Source organism: Ruegeria sp. BG5 (assembly GCF_056538425.1).
Map to the genome: position 1 here is coordinate 14,619 of NZ_JBQFTC010000010.1, position 24,928 is coordinate 39,546.

Consider the following 24,928-nt stretch of genomic DNA (forward strand, 5'->3'; position numbering starts at 1 on the left):
ATTGAAGTAAGGTCCGGTTCGGCCGCGTCCTGTTACCCCCGTCAAGTGAAGGCGCTACTTTCAGCCCGTTTGGCTTTCATTTTCTCCATCGCCATATCTTTCGCTGACCGACTTTTCCGCTTTGCGACCGTGCGCTGCGCATCAAATGCCGCCTGAAGTTCCTGGTCTTTTTCAGAAACCTCTCTGTCCGGGGCAGGGGCCGGTTTCGCATCAGCCACTGCCTTTGCCGTGTCCCTGGCTTGCTCTACAGCCAGATCGAGGTGTGTGCCTTTGATCTTCGGACTTTCGCCACCCAAGAACTGCATGAAATACGGATCTTCGAAGTATCGGATCTTGTTTGCAATCACCGGCATCTTGCCTTCGCGGATCAGCACAACCTCGTTTTCCGGCAGACGACCAACGTGCTCTGGCCGGAGCAGCCGAATGCCTTCTTCACGCTCTGATATGCTGCCCATTTCCATCTTGCCGAGTGCTCGAGACTTCGACTTGCTTATGACCGTTTTGTCCCCGATGGACCTGGACACATGTTCGCGTACTTCGGAATCCTCTGAGGCGGCAAACATCTGGGTTCCAGCGTTTGCCAGCATCGCCCGCACACCCTCGTGCCCATAAATGTCCTGTAGGCGCGACAGTGTTTGCGAAATCACCACGAGCCTGCCCCCGAACGATCGCATGGTGTCATAGGCTTCAACAACGCGCTCAAGATGGCCGAGGCGTTGGAACTCATCGAGCAGCATCAAAACCTTGAACGGCTCATCTTCGCCCGGCTCAACAGTTTCGATGGTGTTCACCAGATCGAGGAAGAACAGGCGAATGAGCGTCCGGAACTCTTTGACCTTTTTCCCTGGCACGGAAAAGTAGATCGAGCTGGGGCGCCGACGCAGATCTTCAAAGTTGATGTCATTGCCCTGCGTGGCTCTTGCTACCGACGGGTTGCGCCAGAGCTGCAGGCCGGAGTTCAACATAACCGAAATCGTTGACCGCAGGATTTTGGATTCTTCGGCTGCAAGATTCAGAAACTCATCTGCAGCTCGCGCATATCCAACTTCTTCAGCCATTTTCTCATAGTCCTTTTGCTTGGTCGTTTTGACCAGGCGCAGGACTTCGGAAATGTATGGCCGCTTTCTTTTGATCGCCAGCATCGCCATTGCGCAGAACATGCCTTCAACACCACCCATAAAGCCCTGCGCGGACGAGCTGGGCGTGTCGAACATCTGAGTTGCAACCTGAATCACTTCTTCCCATCGCCGGTCCAGATTGTCGGCACGTGCTGCGCGGCGCAGAGGGTTGTAGCTGTGGCTTTTGTCGGGGTTCTCGGGGTCGAACATAAAAACCTCATCGCCCATTGCTGCCCGACGCGCGCCGGTTGTCTGGAAAATCTCGCCCTTGATGTCCAGGACGACGCAAGACCCATTGAAACGCAGGACATTCGGGATCACAAAGCCGCTGGTTTTGCCCGAACCAGACGGGGCAATGAACATCGCGTGCGGCTTTTGGACACCGGGGCCGGGCTTATAGTAGATCGCGTTTTTGTCCTTTGGCTCACCAAATTTGGCAAACACGATTTCACTATCCAATTTGTCTTTGAGCTTCAGAACCGACGCATAGCCTTCCTGGACGAGCTGAGGGGCCTTTGCAAAGGTCGCATCACCGTATTTCGTTGAGGGACCACGCAGCGCAGCCGCCACAAATGCAAAGGTCAAAACACCCACTGCGACCACCGCCACCAGACCCATGATCTGCTGCGTCTCTGCAGGCTGTGCCATGAACTTCTCTGGGATCGCCCAGATGTCCAGCCCGCGAAAGCCTCTGGTGTTGATGTATTCGAGAGCCAGCCCGACCACCAACACCGCGCAAGCCGAGGTAGCGATAAAGCCCATAGTACCGGCTATCGCGACCTTCTTGCCTTTGGGTAGATCCTGAAACTCAGCCATCGGTCAGCTCGCGTTTGAAGAAGCACACGATGCCAAACTCGGCAGGTACGACGCCGACCATTTCCCAACCGTCTTGCCCGAGCTTCGCAAACTTCTCGCCTGCATTTTCCTCTACCCGCATCAAGACATTACGATACTCAAATTTTTTCATTCTATTTCTCCTTCAGATAAGTTGATCAGCGGTCATCAGGGGTGGGAAGATCACTCCGTTGACCTTCCGTTCGTCACCGATTTTCTTCATGTGAACGATCATGTGAATGGTGGCCCGGATGTCATCGACCACTTCTGACTTTTGAACGGTCGGAGATCCGCGACGCACCATCTTGCTCATACGTCCAATGGCATCTACTGGTGAGTTGGCGTGCATGGTACAAACAGAACCATCGTGGCCGGTGTTCACCAGTTCCAGGAACATATTTGCGTCGTCGCCCCGAATTTCACCGCAGACGAGGCGGTCAGGCCGTAACCTCAGCGCCGATTCCAGCAGCTTTGTTGGTGATCGAGGGCCATCTTCTTCGGAACGGTCAGCAAGTAGATCGACAGAATTGGGTTGCTCGATGTCCAGCTCGGCCACTTCTTCAATCGTCACGATCCGTTCGCCAGGATCGACGCGCTTCAGCATTGCATTGAGAACAGTGGTTTTGCCAGACGAGGTGCCCCCGGCAATGATCACGTTCCATTTGCTTAGCATCGCAAGGTCGGCCAGCTCGTCAAAGTTCATTGTTCCGGCAGCGAGAGCAGCCCGAGCCTTTTCAAGCGCGCTGTGATCATTGTTTTCTGCCAACGCCGCCTCTTTGCTGGCGAAGCTGAACGCGCCCAGATCGACGGTTTTCACGCGGAGCAGGCGGATCGCCACGGACCCCACGCCGGTTGTTGCTGGCGGAATCACAACCTGCACCCGCGCTTTACCCTGCTGTGTCGGCACGTTGGCCGTCGCAATCGGCTTCTTTTCTCCGAATGTCACATCGCTGAATCCGGCCACGCAGCGCCCGATGTTTTCCACATCATCTCTGTTCAGAGTAATGTCTGTCCTGGTCATGTGTGTTGTGCCCATTTCTTCGACCCAGACCGATCCGTCAGGATTCACAGAAATTTCGCTCAGGCTTTCATCGTGCAACAGATGCTCGATCTTGCCTGTATAGTATTCCAGAAGGCTATTGCCGTTCCGCCCGCTCATGTTCTTGTCCTTGGTAGAGCACTTTTTTGAACACTGGAGGTTGCCTTCGCTGCATCTCGGCTTTGCCTCGAACACGAAGGCATCCACATAAGATTCATTGCTTCCAAAAAGTGCTGAATTTGCTTCAAAAAAGGCCGCTACCGCACTCGATCATGCTGGCAGCGGCCGGAAAGACTGCTGAGGCGGTCGGCTCATTGGCTCGCGCTCAGAAGCTATCGAACACAACGTCGCGCTGCAGGATGGCGTTGATGCGACTGCCCTGATCGACAAAGACTGTCGGAGTAATGCGCAGGTATTCATCAAGCGCCGCTGCCGTAGCGTTCTGCAGGTTAGACCCCACTTGCGTTGCCAGATCAGTGCGAACCGAGTTGTTGCTATCGTTGTCAGAGACCAGTGCCACCGGCGCAATGCCGATGATGGACAACAGCGCTGCAGTTCCGAACCGTTTCCCAAAGTGTGTGTTCACCCTGCCGGTCGCACCAGTCCGGCCTTGACCGTCCGTACCAGCCGATCCGACCTGAGTTGACAGGCCGTCAGGCGTGATGACACGGCTCCAAACGATCATGATGCGCGTTTGCGCCAATGTCGTGTCCGCTCGATACTCGCCAAAGAGCTTCGATCCGCGCGGCAGAAGCAAACGCGTGCCGTCCATCGAGTAGACGCCACGTGTAATCGTCGCCACGACACTGCCGGGCAACTCCGAGCTGACCGCGCCACCGAACACAGCCGACAAAACCGTGCCTTGCGTCAGGGTGCGCGACGGATCGTCAATGATCGAGGCCCCGACGATGGGGGGATATTCTTCGACCAGATTGTTTTGCCATGTCGTGTTTTGGTTTTCCTGATAGCCGCGTTGATCTTCAGGCAGGCGGGTGTCGTCTGGCTGGACTTGAACCGGCTGCGGCGCTGCAGGGAAGGGTTGGAAAATGACCGGCTGCGATCCACCATTGATCGGCTGGTAGTTTTGACCGGGTGCGTCCTGTGCCATCGCGCTTGAGGCCAACGTGACCAGGGCGAGGGTGAGTGCTGTTCTGTTCATCGTCAGCTCCATCAGTTTCTGCCGTATGGGTTTTCATCGAACACAATGCCGTCCGACTGGTTCTGCCGCTGGCGCATCTTCTTCAGTTCTTCGAGTCTGCGCCGCTCGTCATCGGTCAGACCTTGCGCCTGAAGGTGGCTTACGCTGGCAAGTGCCCGGGCCTCCGCATCTGCGATGGCCTGGGCAAGTTCCGTCTGGAACTTCTTCTCTCGCTCATCATATCTGACCTGAAGGCGTTCATTGGTCAGGTTCAGCGTTGCGATTTCACCGTCTTTTTCGGACAGCGAAACTTTGGCGTCCGTCAGCTCGTCTTGCAGATCGGAAATCCGACCGTTCTGTTGCTCGATAGTTTTCAAGGCTTGTTTCAGCCCTTCGGAATCGACCTGCGGCACTGTTGCCGGTGTTGCCACCTCAATTTCCTCGGGCAAAGCCTCTGGTTCCGGCTCATCGGCCTCTGGTCCCCGTGCGGTCAAAAGCCCGTATCGCTCGCCACCACCTTGTTGCAAAGCGTCAACGCGGACACCCGTGTTCGTGCTTTTGTTTTCATGGCCCATGACAAACCATACAAAGCCCAGGAACACCGCTCCTGCGATCGCAACGGTTATCAGCTTCTTTGGGTCGAACTTCTTCCGGACACGTTGCGACGGCTGTTCAGCCGCCGCCCGTGCCGCAATTGTCTGATTGCGATCCATTACTTGCTGCCCCCCGGTTTAACTGTCTGTGAAGTAACGGGCCTGCCCGTTGCACTCGCCTGCTGAAACGCGTCGCCATCGTTTCGTACACAGATCGAAGTGTCTTCGATGCGCAGTGTCCAAAGGTCGGAAAGGCCCTGCACCTGGATAATGCCGCGCTCTTTGACTGTGGTGTTCACCATCAGCTCGCGGCCATCAGGCAGGACACGGAAAATCCCCGGCAACTCCGCATCCTGCGGGATTTGCATATAGGTGTGAACGCCATCATCCCACACGGCGGTGGGCGCAAAGTCCGCTTTGCCCGAGCGCGAATAGTTCTGGTTCACAAACCGGCCAGTTGGCTTCGGCTCGCTCCGAGCGACTGTGCCGCGACGCGTTGTGGTCCCGCCGCTGTTGTTTTTGTTGTAGAACGTGACCCGAAATGGAACACGTTTGCGTTCGGCGGCGCTCTCGGCCGGAACCAGATAGAAGTTGTATGTCCCGCGATTGGTCAGGACGGTCAGGTTTGAATCCGAGTTCAGGATTTCTGGCTTGAACGCAATAACGCGACCTTCCTGCAGGCGGGTGATCTGAAAACTCTCAGTGTCGCCCGCGCCAATGCTGCGGACGGTCTCGCCCTGCGGAAAGTGAACATAGGTAATCAGGCGTTCACCTACAGTGATGCGGTACACCTGGTTCTCGACGTAATGGAAATGCGTGATGCGATGATCCGCATTCTTTCCGTCTGGCGTCGGTGTGATTTCAGCGAGCAGAGGCGTAGAGAATGCCAAAACTGCTGCGGCGGTGGCGGTGAGTGTTTTGAAAGAACGCTGCATCAGACCTTCCCTATGGCGTCTACGCGGTAGTTGGTGACGACGAAGCCGAACGGATTTTCCAGAAGCTCATCCATCGACGTCACGATTTTTTCCTCAAACCCGTAGGTCACAGTGACCACGTAGCGGGCTGAGGCCGTTGCTTGGTTTGGCACGATCAGGGACTTGCGGATCTCGACCTGCACCGTCTCATCGTTGACCGGCGAGACGCCCAGAATTTCGGTCTGCACCTTTGTCTTGGGCGTATAGATTTCGTCAGGATGGTTGTCGTTCGAACCGTCCCACAGTTCGCGGTAGGACGTTTCGGCCAGCTCATCAGAACGACGCAGCACCGATTTCAGGCGCTCGTTGTTGTCCTGGACATCATAGGTTTCCCGGTCGCGCACATAATTTGCGACTTCACGGAAGGCCATCGCCTCAGAAGGTTCCAGTTCTTCGACTTTTTCAGTCAGCAGGACCGGCAGTTTCGTGTCCGGATCAATGGAGAATGGCACCGCGCGGATTTCCTTCAGGGGAAGGAGCATCGCCCAGCCAATCATAGAGGCCACGCCCATTGCCATGCCGACCATGCCGAATACCTGCCATTTGAAGGCATCGCGGCGTGCGCCCAGAAAGAGTTCTTTTTCGTGATCTGTCACGTGTGACATTTGCTCTGTACCTCGATTTATGAAGATTTATTGGCGCGAGCTTGTCGAATGCTCTGCCGGTAACGGTCAGCGGCGTAGCTCTGACGAGCTGCCCCATCCTGATTTCGGGCTCTGTGCGCTATGTCCCGACGCGCTTGCATTGCGCGAGACGCGCTGTCACGAACGCCAGTCCCGTCACGTGCTGCGGAAGCCATAGCAGCGGCAGTTTTCCCACCGGCTACTGCACCCCTTGCGCCGTCGCTTGCAGTGCCCAATGCACTTCTTGCGGCTGCTGCAGCACCAGTTGCCACGGCAAGACCCGAGGATGCCGAAACGATTGCACCCGACATCCCGCCCGCGAGCGACGGGATCTGCGTGAGCATCACGATTGAAACAATGCAGATCGCCAAAAACCGGCCACTGGCCTCCATATTGTTCACATCCTCAACAGCGGTCAGTTCGGAGCTGAAAAGGGCCTGAATAAGAGAAACGATGCCTGTCAGAACGACGATGACCATGATCAGGCCAACAGTCGTTTTCGCCCAGGCTGCGAAGATATTGGCTGTTGCCGAGCTGAGCAGCGTTGCGATGAAAACAGGCGCTAGACCCAGCAGGACCGCTAGACCGCCTTTTGCGATCAGCGCCATGCCGGTGCCAAAAGCAACGATGACAGCCCCAACAACCCAGAGAATAGCCCCGGTGATGCTCAGACCCCAGGTTGCGTTTTCAATAGCCTGCTGGCCCATCAAGAAACACTGAAGCGCAATGTCATCGAGTGCTTCCCAGACATTTGTTGTGCCGGTCAGTTCTCCGGCAATCGTGTCTGGGAGGCTCGAAATGCCCTGATAAATGGGTTGAAAGAAGCTCCAGCTAGAAGCCATACCAATGATGATCGTCGCCCGAATGATCCAGCCGACATAGCCACCAAACCCGATTTCTCGGATTTGAAGCACACCGTTGATCAGCATTGCCACGAAGATCAGCGCGGCTATTGCCCAGAGGGCGGATGCTAGATCCGCCGCCAGGCTGTTGTATGCTTGCTGCGAGAAGTTATTTAGCGCAGCCTCAATCGAGCTGACGAAATCTTGGATCACGGCCCACAAGCCTCCTCAATTGCAGGGCGCAGAGCTTCCAGACGGGTCCGTTGCTCTTTTTTCAGCGCGGCAAGATTGTCGGACGGTTGGGTCCAAAACTCGTCTTGGTCAGCTCCGACCTTTTGGGCGGCGTCCTCACGGCTTAAACCGCCCAGCGGACATTCGGTGCTGAAGGTCTCGCCAGATTTGCGCAGAATGCATTGCTCGATGGTGGCCTCGTGCGCAGCGATGACCTGTTCATTCAGGATCACCACCGACCAGTTGGTCACAAGAGGCTGCTTGTCTGCGGATTGGCCCGCTTCGGCCATGCGCGCTTGATCGTTTTTGACGAATTGACGACCGTACTCACGCGCACCCGAGTACCCAAGGCACTTACGATATTCACCGAACGGCATATCGACCTTGGGTGATGGGCGCAGCTTCACCTGTGCCGATGCAGCCCCCGACATAACGGCGGCGGCTGCAATGGTCAGGATGAGAGTTGAGCGGAGTTTCATTGTGAGGTTCCTCGTACATAGTTGCTGAGTGTCGAAAGATCGGCAGCGGTTGCAGCCAGATCCGTGCCCGACGCCAGAGCATTAGCCGAGGTTGCGCGTAAGATTTCAATTTCAACCTGAAGGAGTTTAAGGAGAACCGCCGTGTTGTAGTCGATTGCATCCTTCAGATCTTCTTGCTGACCGATTTCACCGCGCAGCTTTTCTGCATCTTCGGAGAGCTGACCGGCCATGTCATAGCCATTCTCACCCAAGGCCGATGCCATCAAGCCAGCGCCACCTCGCTCCGAGAGAATGCGCCGGGCTGGCACGTCTGACGTACTGAATTCTTTAAGGATTCCATTGTTCAGCCCCAGGCTGATTGATCGGCGTTCCATCGCGAGTCCGGCGACGCCTGGAAGATCGCCAATCGTATCTTCGGTCGCGTTCAAGGCGTATCCAAGCGTGTCAGCTGCCGTTGCCAGTTTCAGAAAGCTGCGGCTGTTGAACTGGTCCAGATCCGTCAGACCACTGATGGTTTTGAGGGAGTTTTCGAGCAGTGCCCTCTGCTGCTCGAGCTTCTCATATTGTTGCATCAGCTGTTCGTATTGGCGGACCATTTCCGCGACTTCGCGGGCCGAATTGGCTGCGTCCTGTGCAATGGCCGTGGCGTCGATGGTCGGAACACCTTGGGCTGCCGTCATAACTGGCAGGGCGGCCAGAACCGAAACAGCAATGGTTGTGCGGAATTTCTTTGAAATATCCATCAGACAAACTCCAAGTTTTCAGGGGAGGTCATGCGCTCAAAGTCACAGGCGCATTTGCTGCGATAGCCCGAATAGGTGCTGGTGCAGGCCGAGACAGCGGCCAGAACTACAAGGGTGATGACAAGGCGGGCTTTCATGTGATTTCCTTCCAGAAGTTGGGGTTTTTTCGCCAGTCAGGATCAGGGAACGATTTTCCGTCTGATCCGCTCAGAACACGAAGAAGCGGGCCGAGCGCGCCGACATCGACATCGAGCCAAACACTCTCATCACCTTTCTTCATGAGCATTACGCGGTCGCCAAAATGCGCCCTCAGCGCGCCCAGCTCTGAATCGTTCAAGCCGATTGCCCGGTAGTCTGCTTCATTGCCGGATCGAGAGGGGAACAAGAGTTGCGTGCTGGTGTTTTCCAGGATCGACTTACTTGCCGCTGACGACAGGAGGTGATCGGGGATCTGCGTCATCATCATCATCATGACGTTCAGCTTCCGATACGTGGTGTAGGCATTTATGAGGATGCCAGCGCCATAAGGGTTGCCAGCAATTACCCATGCTTCATCAATCACAAAGACAGTGGGTATCTTGGTGGCGCAGCGGCGTTCAATCTGGCGCATGACGTAGCTGATCCATGCCAGCCGCACCAATTCGTCATCCAGAACCTCAGAAATATCGAACACAAGATGACGGTCGCCAGCAGCAAACGGATCTGAGCCACCCTCGCCAAACATCCAGGACAAGCGGCCTTCGCCCGCCCATTCACTTGCACGCTTGTACAGGTTCTTGTCATCGTCAAAGGCTCTGAACCGTTCCACCAGTGAATCGAAGTTCTGAAGCGCAGGCGGCAAAGTGGCATTGGCTTGGCAAGCCCTTGTGATTTCATCCTTCTGATCGGTGGTCAGTGGTTCGTCATAGCTCAATAGGGCAATGACCCAATTGGCGAGCCAGCTTTGCCCAGCCTCATCCGTCTCGGTTTGAAATGGGTTCATGCCTGTTGGTTCACCAACTCGGACGCGGGTGTACTGTGCGCCGAGCGCCCGCATTGGAGCCTCCATTGCCCGGTCTTTGTCAAAAGCGATGATCCGCGCGCCCTGTGCCACCGCCATTGTCGCCAGCAGCATCGCGATCACAGTTTTACCCGATCCGTTCGGCCCCAGAATGATTGTGTGGCCGGAGGGCAGGTTTTCAGCGTCTTTGCTGGTCTTGGGAAGGTGCAGCGAAACATCGTAGCTGTCCCCGTGTGTCGTCGGGAAAGTCGCCAATGGCCCCGGCCAAGGTAGCTTTTCCGCATCCAACCCTTTGGGGCGCATGTGGAACGCAACCATATCCGCAAAGTTCTGGTCCGTGATCAGTTCTTCACGGGCGCGGAACGCGAAATTGCCGGGGTGCTGTGCGAAGTACACGGCACGGGCCGACATCGCTTCGCGCTTCACCGTGCCACCCGAAATCTGGATTTCACCGATGATGTGTTTTTCGGCGGTTTTCAGATCTTCCTCGTTCCCAAACACGCAGATCGACAGGTGGTGCTTGCCGAGTGACATGGTGCCGGAGGCAATGCCGTCCGCCAGAATGGACAAATCCTCTTCAAGCGACTTTGCCTTGTCGCCTGCCGAGCGCATTTGTCCCGACTTGCGGCGTTCCATTTCCTGCGCCTGGGCGCGGCTGATCGGCAGGAAGGATTGCGAAATCACGACATCAACCGGCAGGTCTAGCCCGTCGAAAATGCCGGGGAACGAAGCCATCGGGTAATTCTTCAGGGAATAGACACGGATGGAGCGTTCCTGATCGTCGCCCGTGACCAGTTTGCCGCGCTTGCCCTGAAACAGCACATCCTCTTGCGGCATGTTGAAGGCGATGGGTTCTGCAATGTTCGTGTGAATGATCGGCTGATACCGACCGTTCAACAGCATTCCATAATAGCCGAGCCAACGCCCCTCGCTGAGCTTCAGCCGGCGCATACGGGCCTCGCCCAGCGTGCCCGCCAGTGTTGTGAACACACCGTCGAGCTGTTCCATCATTTCGCGGCGTTCCTCGTCTATCGTTCCAGACGACATGCCGAACATCTGTTTTGCCCGCTCATCCTGCCGCTTTTGCAGAATGGCGCTGATGATGATCTTGCGTTCTTTCAGCTCTGCATCGACGGACGCTGAGCGCATGGCCTGCGCCACTGCACCGGCAAAGCCGGTTGGATCTGTGATGACATGACCAGTCTCAGCTGGGACGGTCAGTCGATGAACATAAAAGGCCACCTCATTGGGTGTCGTGCGCAATACACGCTCAAACCGTTCGGCCAGGAACTCGAACTCGTTTTCGTCCAGCGTGTTTGCGTTGATTCCGGTGATTTCTGCAGCGGCGATGAGGCCACCGTTGCGTGTAGAAATGACCTCATCGTCCACGACATAGCCATACGGCAACATCTGAAAGAGGCTCATTTCATCCTTGCGCCAGCTCGGCTCGATCAACGAGCGGGCAAGGGTCCACAAATCCTGTGCAGCAGGCTTAGGCACTATAGTAATCTCCCCCATGATGCTGGCGGTTTTTGGTGCGCGGAGTTTTGGAAAGGGTTACGGACAGGACGCGGAAGAAAGCCGGTTCCCATTCGTAAAAGAGGCGAAGCCCGGTGTAGAAAACAAAACCCGCAATGATTGCTGGCGCTATCCCGAACATGAAGAACGAAAGCATGGTCATCCCGAGGATCACCAGCAGATAGATCACGGGTAAGCCGCCCCATTCTGCGGGGCGGCTCAGGCCGCGAAAGACCGTATTGCGGCGCGGCATCAATCAGCCTCCGATGAATGTATCAGCGAGGCCGATAACAGCGCCGACGACGATAGCGATTACCGGGCCTTTCAGCGAACCCCAGCCGAACACGTAGGCGAGACAGCCCCAGATGAAGCCGACAGCGGCAAGGCTGACGCCAACGACCTTCGAGTCGGCCAGCGTTTCGTTGATGAAATCGCCAATGGCATCTTGCAGCCAGCCAGCGGAGGCGGGCGCTGCTGTGATGATGAACGCAGTGATCGCGAAAAACGCCATCTGCTGGTAGAAGTGGGTTCTTTTCATGAGGAAGTGCTCACTTTGCTTAGGATGATCCGCACGTAATTGCGGGTTTCGGTGAAGGGGGGGACGCCGCCGTATTCGACGACGCGGTGAGGCCCGGCGTTGTAGGCGGCAAGCGCCAGCTTCCAGGTTCCGAACTCGCGGTACTGCGCCGCCAAATAGCGGGCACCACCGTCGAGATTTTCTGCAGGGTTCTTTGGGTTCACGCCCAGGTCTTTCGCCGTTCCGGGCATGAGCTGTGCGAAGCCATAGGCACCCTTGGGTGACAGAGCGTCAGCCCGATACCGGCTTTCCTGCCAGACCAGCGCCATGAACAACTCGGCCGGAATGTCATGGCGTTCCGCCGCTGCGTGGATTTCTTTGACGATCCGCTCCTGCGACCAGCCGCCCGAGGATCTGCGAGGCCGCGGTGCCTTGCCCGCAATCTCGATCTTTTCCTGTGGCTTGGCCTTCGGCGCTTCCGGTTTTTCGTCAAGCGTGTACTCACGCATCCGGATTGGCCGAACGACGCCATTGACGATTTCTGCCCGCGCACCGTTCAGAAACACGCTGCCATCCGGCTCGTATTCGATGACCTGGGCGCTTGCGCCGGTCGCCACAAATGCCGTGGAGACGAGCAGAAGGGGCCGCATTGCTGCGATCATTCGGATTTCTCCTTTGCTTGAGTTGGCGAGGAATTGGAGGGGTTCTGTTCGTCGCCGGTCGCGGCCACGTACTCATCAGTCCAGGACGGCGGAATGCTGACAGCATCCACCAACCAGCCTGCGAGACTTGCGTATTCTTCGCCACCAAGGGCCGAAGTCTTGCGAGCGATAGAGCGCGACAGAAACGAAGCTGCTACGCCGTGCTGCAGCAACAGCGAAATCAGAACGCACAGATCATGCAGATGGTATTCGAGGTCGCTGCCAGAGCGAAAACCGCCGCTATAGAACACTTCACGGGGTTTGATTGGCGACGCCGGATCATACCCGATGGTGACAAAGGCAGTGTGCCCTTGCGGAGTTTCAACGCGGCGTGTTTCAGCCAGCCGACGATCAGGAAGAACTTTGCGCGCAGGCTTGTTCATGACAAAGCTCCCTGCGCATCAAGTTCCGCTTGTCGGATTTGCATTGCGAAATCCACTTCAAGGCGCAGCTCAACGACCACTTCAAGCGGCATAACGATGTCCAGCCAGACACCCTCACGGATCAGGTGAACGTGATAGGTGGCGTTTGGGTAAACGAACCAAAGGGCTTCATGCCGGTTCAGAACGTCGCGCGCGGTGTCGGCGTCGATTGTGCCTGACAGGTCGCAACCGAATTTCAGGGTTGCGTATGAGTTGGCATAGTTTGCTCGGCTGCTGCTTTGGATGAGCGCAGCGGCCTTTTCCGGTGAAGCAAAGCGGAACAGCTCTTTCGGACCCAACGCCTTGTTAACGTCTGCGTGCAACTTCAAGGCTTTGTAGAGCCGATTTGCACGGACATACTCAAGATCATTGAGGACATGGAACATTTCGAGCGCGATTCCGAAAGCCGTGGCGCGGGCATCGCTTTCCAGCCAGTATTCGCGCATTCCGCGCTTGATGGTTGACCGTTCTCCGGCAAGGTGGCGGATTACGGTGAGAATGTCCTTACGGGCTTGCTCGAAGCTCTGGGCGGCAGGCACCCAGCGCCGATCAATCTTGCTTTCGATAGTGTCGAAGGCCACTGTGATCACCTTTCCGCCTTTCAAAAAATAGGTCAGTAGTTTTTACATAATTACTATTATGGGGTTCGACATCAGGTCATCTGGGCCGTGGGAAAAGGGTGCCGGGACACAACACGGAACCTTCAGAGGCGCCGCAAAAAACCAATGTCTGGTTCGGATCTCTTAGTCGGATGGCCTAGCTGAAACGTTCGGATGTCCCGCTCGCCCAAATCGTCAGACAGCGCTAAGCGGTCGGAGGTGCAGGCACGTTGTCCAGGGTCGCACCCATTGACTCTGGCGCGGTGCTGTCCGATCTAAGATCGGCATCTAGGGTTACTGTTTTTACCATAGTACAGTTCTCTCTTGATGTTTGAGGAATGCCCGGATGGATTTGGGGCGTTTCTTGTCCTGTCGGTTGTTGGCGCAATCGACAGGACCGCTCACTGCTCGGTGGTTTTGTTCCATTTTCTGCAAGTCGTCGCTCAGTCCTTTCGTCTAGCCGCACCAGGACCCGCGTTTGCCGCCCGAATAGGGTCGCGCGAGACCTTCGGATATCAGAGTTTTCCCTATCTCCTGACCACCTGAACGTCCGACCGCGAGGAAACGGTCATGCACGTCCAGGTCTGGTTGGATAACCAATTCTATCTGCCCACTGGTCTGAATGATCTCCGTCAGGCGGTCTTTGGCTTTCAGACCCAAAGCTCTCTCGGCCTCACATTGTGCGCGGAAGGTCTCAGGAGTGTCGAAACCGATGAGGCGGTAGCGGTCATCACCGTGGTCGATGGTGTCACCATCAACGGCAATCACCTCGGATGCGCTCAGGGTTATTGTTTGTTTTGATGGTTCAATCCAGACCGCAACAAAAAACAAAGACGCGAGTGTAGCGCTGAGAAACAAGAGCCGTTTCATGCGCCCTGCCCCAGCATTTTGATGAGCCGGGTTCTCGAACGTGACCGATCAGGTTTTGGATTTCGCGTCCAGGGCCTGAGCTGCTTCGAGACCCTCTGGGGTAATCGACTCGATCGTATAGTCTGATTTGACGCAGAGAATGCGCCCATCACCAAATTCCTGATGATGCTTGAAGAGGCCCGGCCAAAGATCGAACTCTCTGGGCTCAGCGCCCGCTCGAGAGATCTTCGACTTGCACAAGGCCCCGACATAGTTCGGCGAGCTGTAAATGCAGTGGTACTTAGGTCGTCCAAGGGAAGCGAGTCCGATAAATTCGTAGCGGCATGTAAAGGGAACCTGATCCTCTTTCAGGCCCCGGACCATCTCGATGGTTACCACAGTGTATTGTCTCTTGTTGTCCGCCATGACGACCCCCTATGGGCCGTCTTCTACATCCAAAAGTTGTGGACTAAAACACAATCTACGTCAATATAAGAAAACCCGCCAATATACGATATTGGATTGTCAGAAATATATTGGCCGGATATTGCTTAGGCGATTCGCAAGCAGGAGAGACCATCTTGAAACACTCAAAATCCGGAAATCGAACTCGCGCGAAGGCCCTTGCAGTTGCACTCGCTGCACTGCCAGCCACGCAGGCTCGTGCCTATCCAATTGACTGTGCCATATTCCTTTGCCTCGCCGGGGGTTGGCCAAGTTCGGCTGATTGCGTCGCAGCCAAGGCGGAGTTCATTCGGCGCATCACACCCTACCCGGTCGAACCGCCGCTTCAACTCTGGCGCTGTCCGATGAATACGTCACACAGCCCCTCGGACTTGGGTCCTATGGAACGGTTGGAAGCCATCAAGCGCACCAGTGCTAGCCCAGTTCCAGAGCTTCCATCGGATGACACCGCTAAGCCAATACTGGTAGACGCAGCGATCTCGATAGGAAGGATCGATGCACATCACGGCCAATACGGTGACGGTTTCCAAGCCACCCCGATCAGCGTCGATCTTTCTTCTTCCGATTTCGACGTTGTGAGATCCATCAGGGTTTGGGATGTGCGCCACTACAGCTATCGCCGTCGTTCAAGGGAGGGAGATTGCGAGCGTTCGCTTGATCTTGTGGTTGGCACCTACGACGATAATACGAATTTTCGCTGGTCCGAGCGCGCTCCTGCCCCAATCCCTTACTGGCTGCCACTGGGCAATCGCTGTGAACCTCCCAGCTACTTCCGCGGCGTTGGCGTCGAGTGGACCGACACATTCGGGTTCAGCGACTACGAACTCATCCGATATTGAGGTGCTGACCTGCGGTACAACGCGTTGCTCCTGGCTATGCCACCAAAAATCGCCAGCTGCATTTTTAAACCAGGCCGATTGGCCCGGAGGAAAAACTTAATCCCAGAAACAAAAACCCCCGCAAGGCGGGGCCTCAGCGGGGATCTTCTTAAGTCACGTTTGATCACCTGATTTATAGGAAACTCCAAAATTACTGACAAGGACAAACGCATCTGTGCGAACGGTTTTTCTGTGTTTATTTGCTGAGGTTCAACCTGCCTTGCTTCCCCAAAGAGAAGCAGACTATGAGACCCCTTAACCATACCGAACACCCTGCCCCGCTAAGCTGCGATGCCAATACTGACCTTTGCCAAGGGAAGCCAATACGATGAGCTTTCGGCAGATCGCATCCGTCCATCACCACGAAAATATACGCTTCCACAACGGCCTTCCCGAGGGTTGGAATCGAGACAGGTTTCGGCAGCTCTGCGTGGGATATGCGCAGATCAGAGGCGCATCAGCCCATTGTATTCGCACCTTAGAGATCATCATCGATATGATTACGCCATGTGCTTTTCGAGACCCGTCTCAGGAACCCTTTTGCTACGCGCGCCAGGAAACCCTCATTGCCGGTCGAGGCGTGACAGATCGGACAATCCACAATCACGAACGAGAACTGGAAATGATTGGCCTGCTCGAACGCAGGCTTGGTGCAAATGGGGCGCGTTGTAAGCGCAAGGGGCTCGGCCTCTTTCTGACCCCTGCCCTAAACCTCATTTCAGAGATGCGCGACGCAGACGAGCAAAGCAAAGCCGAGAAGAAAGAACATGACGAGCTGCGCGGGGATCGATCACGGCTTTACCGACATGTGAAACACAGCTTGGCAGTGTTTGCCTCGCTCCCCTGCAGTCCTGAAGGCCTGGAAGACATGATGGGGGAACTTCGATCCTGGCCGCGTGCCGACAAGCTGAAATACATGTCGCTGGATGGGCTCAGATCACATGTTCAGGCAGCTCACGATCTTTGGAAGCGGATCGAAATATATGTTAAAAAACCCGGTGAATTTTCGGGTGAACCCGAAGCCTGTTTCGGGTGCCATATACAAGACCAAATTGAAGAAGAAATTCTGTCTTGTAACGCCGATGGCGAAGTTACAATGCCCTCGGCTGAAGCCTCGGAACCAGATTGTTCTGGCTCCGGGCCTTACGGCCCTCCGCATTGCTTAGAAAGCAATCATCCGACAGATACGGCATCAAGCAAGGCCCAAAAACTACCGCAGGTGAATAACCGCATCCTATATGAACTGGCCTCACCCGAGCTGCGTATGCATATCGATATCGCCGGTGGCGGAGATCAGAATTCCAGCCCGTCGCTCTACGCGATTGAGACCGGCGTTTCGGCGCGATTGTCGGAGATCGGCGCCAATGCCTCCGCATGGCATACGGCGATTGACCGTTTGACCGTGATGGGTGCAATCCTGGCCGGGTTGATCATAGACGCGAGGCTGAGTGATCCGCGCCTGCCGCCCGTGGTTAATCCGGGCGGATACCTTCGCGGTATGGTGCGCGCAGATGAGCGCGGGGAGTTGAACCTGATTTCCAGTTTCATGGGTTTGTTGGCACGAAGAGCCCGGGAGGAGGAAGACGGGTTTCCGCAAGACCCCAAGAAGCGGATTTAACCGTGTCGGGTTGCGCGCTGCCAGCTTCTCCAATTCATGTGTCTCATCGGCAGGTTTTTGCTCTGTTTCCGCCTCCAGAACAGAAGCGTATTCAAATCTGTGATTGGCTACGGGAAATCCCGAGTGGTTTGTTCAGCTTTAGGTTGCTAATCGGCCTCGACGGCAACGCGGAACAGGAAGACGGTCTATGAAAATCGCGGACATTGGCAATTCTGAACTGGATTTCAGACAGACCGGGGAGGCGCGCCTTCAGGAAATTTGTTCCAGGTTTGAGCTGGAGAATGCGTCCTACGCCCATATCGACAAGCATCACAACGTTGTCCACGGTTGCACCACGTTCCCGGCCGAATGGGTCAGGCATTACGTCGACAACGACCTGGTTCTGATTGATCCCCTTATTCGATTTGGCGCCGCAATGATTGCCCCGATTGATTGGGCTGTGTTTGATGATCAGCGTGAACACGCACCGCTATTCGATGCAGCGAGAAAATTTGGTGTGGGTCAGCACGGACTATCCATTCCGGTTATCAATCCGTTTGGGGAGCGTGGCGTCTTTACGGTTACCTCCAACCTGCGCCGTTCCGACTGGGACGCCTTGGTCGGGAGTATGCTCCCTGCCCTTCGCCACGAAGCGCAGGTCCTGCATCTACTCGCGCTCGATGTGATTGATACGGTTTTCAACTTTCCTACGGATGCGTTGTCCGATCAGGAGATGGATGTTCTGAAGATGCTCGCATCAGGATTGATCCCATCCGTAGTTGCTGGCCAGACGGGGCTCTCCTCCAGAATGGTGCATGCTTTGACGTCTTCGATCGTCACAAAACTCAAGTGCCGGACAACGGAACAAGCAGTGGCGAGAGCTGTCAGCACAGGTATTCTTAAATGGACCGATTTCTTTGCCGACCCGGTCGCCGAACTTGCGGATGTTGAAGGACAGACCCTTTGCGGCGGGATCGTGCGTTGGTCTGGAAGATCACACGAGTTGATCACCTTTGAAGATGGTCGAACGGTGCGGAACTTGGATAGCTTTCAGGCGGTTCAGGTCCAGGAAATTGCCAAAGACTTCAATCTGGATGCTGAAAGGATCCTCGAAGAACTTGGGCCCAACCGGGATCAATGCGTGTGGATCAGGCATCTCTGAGTTCGGCCCACGTGCACCGCTTGATTTGCAAAATTGTGAGCAGGGGCAAGTTTCACATAATTTCGCTTACAGGCCGTCCTTCTGGCCGTAGTCAATCTTATGTTAATTACAAATTTACTGGGACACCTTTGCTTGGGGAACTGCCATTCGAACTAGACGCAGCTTAAGACCGAATTGTGCCCGACGGTCCGAATGTCACCGATTTCCAGGACTTTGCAAAGTCGAGCGTGCGGCTCAAGAAGAGACGTCCAGCGAAGCTCTTCAATGCCGCATTCGGTGCATACGCGAATTATTGCTATTCGCACCACTTGCTTAGTTACGGTGATTATGGATACCAGTCCTTAGAAGCTTTGTCCGACATAGACGTAGACAAAACCATCACCTTGGTTATTTCTCGTTACGTCGACAGAAAAGTCTATCGGGAAGTCATTGGAAACCCGATACCGCAGTCCCAGACCACCTGCTACCCGATTTCCATCGTCTGTTAATGAGGAGAAACTCGATCCGGTCCATCCGATGCCTCCAAATACGACAAAACCGAACCGACCGCTCAGCCTCTGCCGATACTCAATCTGCGTCGAGACTAAGTTAGTATCGAAGAACTCAGTCGGGGTGAAACCGCGGAACCCATCTGTGAAGCCGATGGAGCACTTGTCAAAAAACGGAGTTTCATCTGAAGCCTGACACGCAGACAGGCGGGTTGCCAACACCGAACTTTGGCTCAACGAATGGAAAGTATCAAAATTTGCAAACGCGTAAGTGTAGCTTCGTTCTACCCCTTCAATAACGTCTGCAAGATTTAGCTCAAAACTTAGGTTTGTTCCTGTTGTCGGATAATCACTGTCGTCCCGTGTATCTCGGTCAGCACGCAGGCTAAGGGCCAGATACTCGCCAGTAAGATCTGGAAGTAATTCATCAGGGATGCGATCATCTTCCGCCGCGAGTTTGATCGTGCTTTCCAGATACCGAACGCCTGCACCTACCGAAAAGTTACGACCTAGATCACGATCAAAACCGACTTCCACGAATTGGCCTTCCTGTTCCAATGGGAAGCGGGTGCCGCCAAAGAAAACGTCATAGTTTAGATTCGCGGTGGCTAGCGTTGCGTCGAAATTCCACCCGCTTCTGAAAGACAAATCTCCGGAGAAGCCATAAGCTTCGCTTCCATTGGAAGATCTCATAGCACCGAGACCAAAATAGGATGTATCTGAGTCTTCAGACGTTTGGAAAAGATATCCGGCACCAAGTGCAAGACCAGAATCCAAAAGCGGGTTTGAGAACGGAACCGGGACGGCGAGAAATGAACCATTTCGTAGCCCGTACGCCTTATTGGTATCCTGTTCGAGGGTCGGTCCGAAGCTTTCTTCGATAGCGGTTTCATTTGCGCCCGCAGCAAACGAGAGAACACCTTGAAGTAATAGTATGCTCGGAACCGTGCCACGCAGACACCTCTTGATCGCGCTCTTAAACTCAGTTGGGTACAAATGCGCCATTGATTTAGACTACTCTGACCGATCCGATTTGGTTGCCAAATCTTACTGGACTAGCGCCTGATAGACCTGTCGCCTCCACCGGCGCGGTTGCCGGGTTTGGGACGGCCTCCGCTTCCGCCTCCCAGAGCGGGACGAGTGCCACCACCTGCGTCTCCTAGGGCGGGGCGCGAACTACCGCTTGCAGGTGGGCTGGCAGGGGGTTGGCTGAATTGCGGTTGTGGGTTTGGCGCGGGCCCGTTGCTCAGAACACCTTCGCCCTGCTGGCGGGCCTTCAGGTCGCGCCTTAGCTCATCTGTACGGGACGGCTTGTTCTTTGCGGGCAGCGTGGAGGGATTGCCATCCGCTAGGCGCCGGGTGTCGTTGATCTCGCGACGGGCTTCCCTTTTGCGGTCATCATCGGGACGCCAGACGGTGTTTCGGGAGTTTTCGATGTCGATATCGATATTAACATCCCCGTCGATGTTCGGACGTGTGTTCGGGTTGCCGATGATCGGGCGTCCGTTCCATCCTCCGCAGTTGCGGCACCCCCAGTAGTAATATCGGTCATCATCATCATCGAAAATCTCGCTTATGAGATAGACTGTGCCTGCCGCAAATAAGATGTTGCGCAGTGCGTCGCCGGTCGTGTCTTCCTGCTCCACGTAAACTGTTTCGGTGTCATATTGCGGGACATAGACAACCTCCGGATCAGTGGGCTGAACAACGACAGCATCCGTTGCATCTTGCGTCACCGTCATTTCATCACCGGAAACAAGCGTGCCGGCATTGATCGCAGTCTGACGCATGGTTTGTACTGCGCCCAAGACGTCCTCTGTCTGCGCCAGCATCGCCAGCCCCATGGTTTCAGTCCAATCGATATTGGCGGCCATACCTGATATGACCTCGGGAAAGCCAATGGCCAACACCTCCACACTTTCGTCAAATCCTTCCGCCTCGATCAGCGGGGTCAGCTCATCTGCGGTGGCACCCTCATTTTCGGCCAGAAGGCGTTCCGCTTTCACCACTTCGAGGGGCTGCGTTGCCGCGATGAACAACTGGGTCAGGACGGTATCGGGAAAAAGGGCAACGGGTGCGACAAGCGCTTCCAGTTCCGCCTGCGTAAGCAAGTCCGCGTCTACTGCTGCGTCATTTGTTTCAGATGTGGTTTCGACGCCGCCGTCTTGGTCGGGAACAGCGTCCTGCGCATGGGTGGTTGTCGCAAACGCAGCCAGACAAGCAACACAAAGAAGATTAAATTTTATCGACATGGCCCTGTCCGACCCCCTCGTTCACAACGGTATTGCACTCTGCGTAGCTACAGAGTGGATCACTTTTCGATCTTGCTGATTTTCGTTCCCTGAAGGCTCGTGCCTGCCATCAGACCTTCCTGGCCGAAGACTATGGGAACGATGTCTCCATTCAGGTCACTTGTGCCCATCGATGCCGACCAACCTTGGTCGCCACCAACCAGCGTTGGACCAGTACCTGCTTCCCAACCATTGTTGCTGCTAAGGTATTCGAGAGCCGTGTCATTTAGAAAAAACATGGCGTAAGAGAATTGCTGAACGCCCGCCTGAAACCCATACGATGCGCCCGCAATATTGTAGTATCCGGTCGTATTGCCGTTTTCCCGCAAAGCTCCCTCGCCATATTGCCCACCAACCATCAGCCCACCCTTGGTAATCTTGGGAAACACCAAGACTGCAACAGCCTTCTCAGACAGCTCTTTGGTCTCAGGTGAGCTTGCGTAGAGCTGCGTAAGAACCTCATTGACGCCATTGTCAATTTGAGCCGCTGTCATGCTTTCGGTCGCATCCACAACAGCTTCGCTTGCTCCCTCTGCGGTATCTCCAACTTTCTTGGCGACGCCAGAAACGCCTTCTGTGACTTTGTCCAGCAGCTTCTGAGCATTCACGGGTTGCCCCAGTAACAGATGTACAAACCCAGCTATCGCGATTGCTGTGATTGCTTTTGTAAGTTGCATTTCTTCCTCCCACTTGACTTGCCGGTGCATCACTTGCGCCGCGCTAAAAAGCCTTCTTGCCAGGTACGTTGACAGCCGTGCTTGGTCGCTACGTACGCCGTTTCTGCCATTGGGTCCTCAAACAGAAACCCCCCCAATTCAGACGTCGTCCGCATGTCATTTCCTTGAACTCCAGCACGGCAAAACTGCACCGGTCGCGCGATTGGAAAATGACGAACATTCAAACATCAAACACCATGCGGAAGCCCTGATGTGTGGTGGTGCTATCCCGCGTGTTTCCCGACCGGGCCGCAATTCGATACCGCCAGCAATAGGTCGCGTGGCAAAGGTACGATCCGCCCTTCAGCAGTCGAAAACCTTTCATCCGATCGAGCTTCTTGCGGACGCTTTTCTTCAAAGAGGGAATTCGGTATGGATCAGCAGTCCACTCCCAAACATTCCCAACGACATTATAGAGACCATAGCCGTTTGGCTTGAATGACGAAGCAGGTGCAGTTGCTGCGTAGCCATCCAGCTCAATGTTCCGATGCGGGAAAGTGCCTTGCCAGATGTTGCAGGGAAAGAAATCGCGATCATTCGGGTCTTCTTCACCCCAAGGATATCTCACATCCCCCAGCCCGCCGCGCGCCGCATGTTCCCACTCCGCCTCGGTCGGCAATCGGCCACCTGCCCAAGTTGCGTATGCCCGGGCATCGTTCCAGGAGACCTGTACGACAGGGTGATCCGGAAACCAGGCGGTCCCAAACGTGCCGGGACCGTTAACGTCAATCCAGTTGGCGCCTTCAACGCGACGCCACCATTCCGTACCTGCGACACCAAGAGGGTTGGGGGTATCATCCGGCACATCGAGCCAAAAAACGAAGGACCATCCAATTCTTTGGGCATCCGTGACGTATCCTGTTTCATCGACAAATCTTTTGAACTGCTCATTGGTGACTGTGGTCGCACCAATGCGAAACGGCTTGAGCGGCTTGGACCGCCGCGTCTCTTCACCATCGTCAGGTATCAACGGATGCGAAGTGCCGACGATTGGGCTGCCGCCAGGGATTTCGAGTGTCCCGTCCAGCATCGGTGCTGCGGCACCGGCTCTCAGCGCGAATATTCCTGCGTTCGCATTTTTTTGAGGACTCGGGGCACAGCAAGACCTATTCGATACCGACATAGACATGCACCTGTTGCATCGCTTTGTTCATAGGTAATTCAGCTTCTTTGTGATCCAGTAAAGGATTTCTGCCAGCGCGGAGATCGCTCCGGCCTCTTCGGTAATCACTAGGGCGGTGCCGGACGCACCAAGCTTTGTCGTCTTGTCACTCAGGTCGTTCGGAATGTCTGCGATCACGATGTATTCCGATGATCCGGCCAATTCACGGAGCGAGGGGAGGCCGCTCCTTGTATCAAGTGCTCCTTCACTTGTTGCAGGAGGTATGTCTCGGATGGTTGTTTCAAACTCTTGGCCTGGAGCACTGCGCATCGCGATCCTGATCTTGTCACCCGCGGAGACGTTCTCAAGGCTGCTCAGCGGCAAGGTCGCAATCAGGACGCGATCTCCCGGAACCACAAAATTGACCGCGCCCTGCAGTGTCGTAACCCGGTTTCCGGGCCTGAGCGAGAGCCCCGTCACCAAACCATCGGCAGGCGCGCGAATTACCGTCTGTTCAAGCACCCATTGTGCCTGAGCCAGCATGTTCTCCACTTCGACGACACCCACATCGACGCCGTCCACCTGCGCTGCGAGACGCCTCTCAAGGCCCGCTTTTCGGGCCGCCGCCGCACGCAGGTTCGTCTCAAGTTGCTCAATTGTGGAAACGGCCTCCTGCAGCTGGAACTCTGACGATGCGCCCCGGTCTGCGAGACGGATGATGTCATCGCGCCGCGCAATGCCAAAGGTTAGCTGGGCTTCAAGTGATGCAATATCAGCTTCGGCGGCTGTCAGGTCATGGCCCAACTGGTCCGCTTCAGCCTGCGCAGAAGAAAGAGCGGCTTCAAGCCGAGCCACTTCTGCGGAGTATTCGGTGTTGTCGATCCGAAAAAGCACATCGCCCTTTGCCACCGGTTGATTGGGCTTCACAGCCACTTCCGTCACCGGGCCAGAAACGTTGGGCGCTATATTGATCACCGCGCCTTGAACGGATGCCGTTCCTGTGGGTGTCGTATGATTCAATGCCCCGATGACAACCAACGCGATGAGAATACTGCCACCATAGATGACAGTCTTAGAGACAGCGTTCCACGGTAACAGGCGGAGTTTTGAGAACACGAGCCAGGCGAGCCCGAAATACAGTGCCAAAACAATCAGCATTTAATGTGCCTCATCAGGTATTCATCATCCAATCAACTCCGTCGGCAATAGGAAGGCCATTCACACGGGTTTCCTTAGTTGGGAGTCGGTTGTCGTTGCTTCTTTCGCGGCATTAGAACGAGAGCTTCGCGCCGACTATGGGCCCGGAGAATGAGAGATCACTCACAACGTCTGAGTTCCCGATATTCCAGTCGAGATGGCGGTACCCAAAACTCAGGTTCCAATTGTTGATCTGGTAGTCAAACGTGATACCTGCCTGCCAGGTCAGATCGCTATCACCCCCGCCAACGTCGGTAATAAATGAAAAGGCCCAACGATCTGCTATTGGGAAGACGCCTCGCACGCCTACGATGGCATCAGTGTTGGAGATTGACCCGGAAACGCGCTGTGAACCGTTACCAACAGCCAGGTTCGCCGTCGTGTCCATGTCGAGGTAGCGGAAGCCACCAAAACCGACCAACTGACCATCCTGCGTATGTCTGAAGTCATACCCGACGGAGCCGGTGAATACGAAACCTGTAACGTCCGCATCTGCGCTGGCCGGGATGCCCGGTCCTACAGCACTGTCTTGATCTGCGCTTACATCGAGGTACTGAAAATCGCCTAATACTGAAATCGGCCCGTTGTTTGCTTCCAGTGCGCCCATCAAACCGAAATCAAGGTTATCAAGTAAGTCTGAGAAACTCACGGTCATGCTTTCGCCGGTGACCGTGGTACCACCCAATTCAGGCGCCCAGAGATAGATAAACGCGCGGAAGTCCCAATTATTTTGATCAGCAAAGGATGGCCCTGCGACACAAGTCATGATCGCGGTCAACGCGGTAGTGCTAATGAGCTGTTTCAAACAACTT

Annotated in this window: 28 protein-coding genes; 3 read left to right on the forward strand and 25 right to left on the reverse strand. The window is 55.3% G+C overall.

Annotated features, from left to right (window positions below):
* Positions 1 to 41: 41 nt before the first annotated feature.
* The 19 genes from ACR0KX_RS20035 to ACR0KX_RS20125 all read right to left on the reverse strand — a co-directional run bounded on the left by ACR0KX_RS20035 (position 42) and on the right by ACR0KX_RS20125 (position 14,646).
* Positions 42 to 1,934 (reverse strand): type IV secretory system conjugative DNA transfer family protein, encoded by a 1,893-nt coding sequence (locus ACR0KX_RS20035; RefSeq protein ID WP_170474331.1) that lies wholly within the window; start codon positions 1,932 to 1,934, stop codon positions 42 to 44.
* On the reverse strand, positions 1,927 to 2,085 hold the full coding sequence (locus tag ACR0KX_RS20040; protein ID WP_152460674.1) for a DUF4177 domain-containing protein: 159 nt from the start codon (positions 2,083 to 2,085) through the stop codon (positions 1,927 to 1,929). Before ACR0KX_RS20040 ends, ACR0KX_RS20035 begins: the two co-directional genes overlap by 8 nt.
* A gap of 12 nt (positions 2,086 to 2,097) precedes the next feature.
* On the reverse strand, positions 2,098 to 3,198 hold the full coding sequence (locus ACR0KX_RS20045; RefSeq protein ID WP_421597054.1) for an ATPase, T2SS/T4P/T4SS family: 1,101 nt from the start codon (positions 3,196 to 3,198) through the stop codon (positions 2,098 to 2,100).
* A gap of 118 nt (positions 3,199 to 3,316) precedes the next feature.
* Complete coding sequence (locus ACR0KX_RS20050; RefSeq protein WP_170575215.1) at positions 3,317 to 4,150, reverse strand: TraB/TrbI/VirB10 family type IV secretion system protein; 834 nt, start codon at positions 4,148 to 4,150, stop codon at positions 3,317 to 3,319.
* A gap of 11 nt (positions 4,151 to 4,161) precedes the next feature.
* Positions 4,162 to 4,842, reverse strand: coding sequence for a hypothetical protein (locus ACR0KX_RS20055; RefSeq protein WP_152460677.1), 681 nt, complete (start codon positions 4,840 to 4,842; stop codon positions 4,162 to 4,164).
* Positions 4,842 to 5,657: a TrbG/VirB9 family P-type conjugative transfer protein gene (locus ACR0KX_RS20060; protein ID WP_152460678.1), complete on the reverse strand. Its 816-nt coding sequence runs from the start codon at positions 5,655 to 5,657 to the stop codon at positions 4,842 to 4,844. The genes ACR0KX_RS20055 and ACR0KX_RS20060 overlap by 1 nt, the downstream gene beginning before the upstream one ends.
* Positions 5,657 to 6,292: a VirB8 family type IV secretion system protein gene (locus tag ACR0KX_RS20065; protein WP_170624898.1), complete on the reverse strand. Its 636-nt coding sequence runs from the start codon at positions 6,290 to 6,292 to the stop codon at positions 5,657 to 5,659. The genes ACR0KX_RS20060 and ACR0KX_RS20065 overlap by 1 nt, the downstream gene beginning before the upstream one ends.
* 26 nt (positions 6,293 to 6,318) lie before the next feature.
* Positions 6,319 to 7,374, reverse strand: a complete 1,056-nt coding sequence (locus ACR0KX_RS20070; RefSeq protein ID WP_152460680.1) for a TrbL/VirB6 family protein — start codon at positions 7,372 to 7,374, stop codon at positions 6,319 to 6,321.
* Positions 7,371 to 7,871: a hypothetical protein gene (locus tag ACR0KX_RS20075; RefSeq protein WP_152460681.1), complete on the reverse strand. Its 501-nt coding sequence runs from the start codon at positions 7,869 to 7,871 to the stop codon at positions 7,371 to 7,373. The genes ACR0KX_RS20070 and ACR0KX_RS20075 overlap by 4 nt, the downstream gene beginning before the upstream one ends.
* Positions 7,868 to 8,614: a type IV secretion system protein gene (locus ACR0KX_RS20080; protein ID WP_152460682.1), complete on the reverse strand. Its 747-nt coding sequence runs from the start codon at positions 8,612 to 8,614 to the stop codon at positions 7,868 to 7,870. Before ACR0KX_RS20080 ends, ACR0KX_RS20075 begins: the two co-directional genes overlap by 4 nt.
* Positions 8,614 to 8,751 (reverse strand): hypothetical protein, encoded by a 138-nt coding sequence (locus tag ACR0KX_RS20085; protein WP_170425207.1) that lies wholly within the window; start codon positions 8,749 to 8,751, stop codon positions 8,614 to 8,616. The genes ACR0KX_RS20080 and ACR0KX_RS20085 overlap by 1 nt, the downstream gene beginning before the upstream one ends.
* Complete coding sequence (locus tag ACR0KX_RS20090) at positions 8,748 to 11,132, reverse strand: VirB4 family type IV secretion/conjugal transfer ATPase (protein WP_480708738.1); 2,385 nt, start codon at positions 11,130 to 11,132, stop codon at positions 8,748 to 8,750. Before ACR0KX_RS20090 ends, ACR0KX_RS20085 begins: the two co-directional genes overlap by 4 nt.
* Positions 11,107 to 11,385 (reverse strand): VirB3 family type IV secretion system protein, encoded by a 279-nt coding sequence (locus ACR0KX_RS20095; protein WP_152460684.1) that lies wholly within the window; start codon positions 11,383 to 11,385, stop codon positions 11,107 to 11,109. Before ACR0KX_RS20095 ends, ACR0KX_RS20090 begins: the two co-directional genes overlap by 26 nt.
* A gap of 3 nt (positions 11,386 to 11,388) precedes the next feature.
* Positions 11,389 to 11,670 (reverse strand): HAD family hydrolase, encoded by a 282-nt coding sequence (locus tag ACR0KX_RS20100; protein WP_152460685.1) that lies wholly within the window; start codon positions 11,668 to 11,670, stop codon positions 11,389 to 11,391.
* Positions 11,667 to 12,311, reverse strand: a complete 645-nt coding sequence (locus ACR0KX_RS20105) for a lytic transglycosylase domain-containing protein (RefSeq protein ID WP_152460686.1) — start codon at positions 12,309 to 12,311, stop codon at positions 11,667 to 11,669. The genes ACR0KX_RS20100 and ACR0KX_RS20105 overlap by 4 nt, the downstream gene beginning before the upstream one ends.
* Positions 12,308 to 12,733 (reverse strand): TSCPD domain-containing protein, encoded by a 426-nt coding sequence (locus ACR0KX_RS20110; protein ID WP_152460687.1) that lies wholly within the window; start codon positions 12,731 to 12,733, stop codon positions 12,308 to 12,310. The genes ACR0KX_RS20105 and ACR0KX_RS20110 overlap by 4 nt, the downstream gene beginning before the upstream one ends.
* Positions 12,730 to 13,353: a hypothetical protein gene (locus tag ACR0KX_RS20115; protein ID WP_152460688.1), complete on the reverse strand. Its 624-nt coding sequence runs from the start codon at positions 13,351 to 13,353 to the stop codon at positions 12,730 to 12,732. The genes ACR0KX_RS20110 and ACR0KX_RS20115 overlap by 4 nt, the downstream gene beginning before the upstream one ends.
* 474 nt (positions 13,354 to 13,827) lie before the next feature.
* Positions 13,828 to 14,241 (reverse strand): thermonuclease family protein, encoded by a 414-nt coding sequence (locus ACR0KX_RS20120; protein ID WP_170602109.1) that lies wholly within the window; start codon positions 14,239 to 14,241, stop codon positions 13,828 to 13,830.
* Positions 14,242 to 14,289: 48 nt separating this feature from the next.
* Positions 14,290 to 14,646, reverse strand: a complete 357-nt coding sequence (locus ACR0KX_RS20125; protein ID WP_142638830.1) for a hypothetical protein — start codon at positions 14,644 to 14,646, stop codon at positions 14,290 to 14,292.
* A 419-nt stretch (positions 14,647 to 15,065) separates the two neighbouring features.
* Here ACR0KX_RS20125 and ACR0KX_RS20130 point away from each other — a divergent pair, with 419 nt between their 5' ends.
* From ACR0KX_RS20130 to ACR0KX_RS20140, 3 genes are all read left to right on the forward strand, one after another.
* Positions 15,066 to 15,524, forward strand: a complete 459-nt coding sequence (locus ACR0KX_RS20130; protein ID WP_170624892.1) for a hypothetical protein — start codon at positions 15,066 to 15,068, stop codon at positions 15,522 to 15,524.
* A gap of 367 nt (positions 15,525 to 15,891) precedes the next feature.
* Complete coding sequence (locus ACR0KX_RS20135) at positions 15,892 to 17,181, forward strand: helix-turn-helix domain-containing protein (RefSeq protein ID WP_152460690.1); 1,290 nt, start codon at positions 15,892 to 15,894, stop codon at positions 17,179 to 17,181.
* Between the two features lie 187 nt (positions 17,182 to 17,368).
* On the forward strand, positions 17,369 to 18,322 hold the full coding sequence (locus ACR0KX_RS20140; RefSeq protein ID WP_152460691.1) for a helix-turn-helix transcriptional regulator: 954 nt from the start codon (positions 17,369 to 17,371) through the stop codon (positions 18,320 to 18,322).
* Positions 18,323 to 18,663: 341 nt separating this feature from the next.
* Here ACR0KX_RS20140 and ACR0KX_RS20145 read toward each other — a convergent pair whose 3' ends face one another.
* The 6 genes from ACR0KX_RS20145 to ACR0KX_RS20170 form a co-directional block, all read right to left on the reverse strand.
* Positions 18,664 to 19,815, reverse strand: coding sequence for a BamA/TamA family outer membrane protein (locus ACR0KX_RS20145; RefSeq protein WP_170624891.1), 1,152 nt, complete (start codon positions 19,813 to 19,815; stop codon positions 18,664 to 18,666).
* 50 nt (positions 19,816 to 19,865) lie between these two features.
* Positions 19,866 to 21,062: a DUF3300 domain-containing protein gene (locus ACR0KX_RS20150; RefSeq protein WP_170624890.1), complete on the reverse strand. Its 1,197-nt coding sequence runs from the start codon at positions 21,060 to 21,062 to the stop codon at positions 19,866 to 19,868.
* A gap of 59 nt (positions 21,063 to 21,121) precedes the next feature.
* Complete coding sequence (locus tag ACR0KX_RS20155) at positions 21,122 to 21,778, reverse strand: YSC84-related protein (RefSeq protein ID WP_170624889.1); 657 nt, start codon at positions 21,776 to 21,778, stop codon at positions 21,122 to 21,124.
* Positions 21,779 to 21,998: 220 nt separating this feature from the next.
* Positions 21,999 to 22,847 carry a formylglycine-generating enzyme family protein gene (locus ACR0KX_RS20160; RefSeq protein ID WP_170624888.1) on the reverse strand — a complete coding sequence of 283 codons (849 nt, stop codon included), beginning with the start codon at positions 22,845 to 22,847 and terminating at the stop codon, positions 21,999 to 22,001.
* Between the two features lie 120 nt (positions 22,848 to 22,967).
* A complete protein-coding gene (locus ACR0KX_RS20165) occupies positions 22,968 to 24,077 on the reverse strand; it encodes an HlyD family secretion protein (RefSeq protein ID WP_170624887.1) in 1,110 nt (369 codons plus the stop codon).
* 112 nt (positions 24,078 to 24,189) lie between these two features.
* Complete coding sequence (locus ACR0KX_RS20170) at positions 24,190 to 24,921, reverse strand: hypothetical protein (RefSeq protein WP_170624886.1); 732 nt, start codon at positions 24,919 to 24,921, stop codon at positions 24,190 to 24,192.
* Positions 24,922 to 24,928 lie beyond the last annotated feature (7 nt).

Bases quoted from the DNA above. Each gene is read 5' to 3' on its own strand.
- ACR0KX_RS20035 (WP_170474331.1), bottom strand. From the start codon at position 1,934: ATGGCTGAGTTTCAGGATCTACCCAAAGGCAAGAAGGTCGCGATAGCC.
- ACR0KX_RS20040 (WP_152460674.1), bottom strand. From the start codon at position 2,085: ATGAAAAAATTTGAGTATCGTAATGTCTTGATGCGGGTAGAGGAAAAT.
- ACR0KX_RS20050 (WP_170575215.1), bottom strand. From the start codon at position 4,150: ATGAACAGAACAGCACTCACCCTCGCCCTGGTCACGTTGGCCTCAAGC.
- ACR0KX_RS20055 (WP_152460677.1), bottom strand. From the start codon at position 4,842: ATGGATCGCAATCAGACAATTGCGGCACGGGCGGCGGCTGAACAGCCG.
- ACR0KX_RS20060 (WP_152460678.1), bottom strand. From the start codon at position 5,657: ATGCAGCGTTCTTTCAAAACACTCACCGCCACCGCCGCAGCAGTTTTG.
- ACR0KX_RS20075 (WP_152460681.1), bottom strand. From the start codon at position 7,871: ATGAAACTCCGCTCAACTCTCATCCTGACCATTGCAGCCGCCGCCGTT.
- ACR0KX_RS20080 (WP_152460682.1), bottom strand. From the start codon at position 8,614: ATGGATATTTCAAAGAAATTCCGCACAACCATTGCTGTTTCGGTTCTG.
- ACR0KX_RS20085 (WP_170425207.1), bottom strand. From the start codon at position 8,751: ATGAAAGCCCGCCTTGTCATCACCCTTGTAGTTCTGGCCGCTGTCTCG.
- ACR0KX_RS20090 (WP_480708738.1), bottom strand. From the start codon at position 11,132: ATGGGGGAGATTACTATAGTGCCTAAGCCTGCTGCACAGGATTTGTGG.
- ACR0KX_RS20095 (WP_152460684.1), bottom strand. From the start codon at position 11,385: ATGCCGCGCCGCAATACGGTCTTTCGCGGCCTGAGCCGCCCCGCAGAA.
- ACR0KX_RS20100 (WP_152460685.1), bottom strand. From the start codon at position 11,670: ATGAAAAGAACCCACTTCTACCAGCAGATGGCGTTTTTCGCGATCACT.
- ACR0KX_RS20105 (WP_152460686.1), bottom strand. From the start codon at position 12,311: ATGATCGCAGCAATGCGGCCCCTTCTGCTCGTCTCCACGGCATTTGTG.
- ACR0KX_RS20110 (WP_152460687.1), bottom strand. From the start codon at position 12,733: ATGAACAAGCCTGCGCGCAAAGTTCTTCCTGATCGTCGGCTGGCTGAA.
- ACR0KX_RS20120 (WP_170602109.1), bottom strand. From the start codon at position 14,241: ATGAAACGGCTCTTGTTTCTCAGCGCTACACTCGCGTCTTTGTTTTTT.
- ACR0KX_RS20125 (WP_142638830.1), bottom strand. From the start codon at position 14,646: ATGGCGGACAACAAGAGACAATACACTGTGGTAACCATCGAGATGGTC.
- ACR0KX_RS20130 (WP_170624892.1), top strand. From the start codon at position 15,066: ATGGAACGGTTGGAAGCCATCAAGCGCACCAGTGCTAGCCCAGTTCCA.
- ACR0KX_RS20135 (WP_152460690.1), top strand. From the start codon at position 15,892: ATGAGCTTTCGGCAGATCGCATCCGTCCATCACCACGAAAATATACGC.
- ACR0KX_RS20140 (WP_152460691.1), top strand. From the start codon at position 17,369: ATGAAAATCGCGGACATTGGCAATTCTGAACTGGATTTCAGACAGACC.
- ACR0KX_RS20145 (WP_170624891.1), bottom strand. From the start codon at position 19,815: ATGGCGCATTTGTACCCAACTGAGTTTAAGAGCGCGATCAAGAGGTGT.
- ACR0KX_RS20150 (WP_170624890.1), bottom strand. From the start codon at position 21,062: ATGTCGATAAAATTTAATCTTCTTTGTGTTGCTTGTCTGGCTGCGTTT.
- ACR0KX_RS20155 (WP_170624889.1), bottom strand. From the start codon at position 21,778: ATGCAACTTACAAAAGCAATCACAGCAATCGCGATAGCTGGGTTTGTA.
- ACR0KX_RS20160 (WP_170624888.1), bottom strand. From the start codon at position 22,847: ATGCTGGACGGGACACTCGAAATCCCTGGCGGCAGCCCAATCGTCGGC.
- ACR0KX_RS20165 (WP_170624887.1), bottom strand. From the start codon at position 24,077: ATGCTGATTGTTTTGGCACTGTATTTCGGGCTCGCCTGGCTCGTGTTC.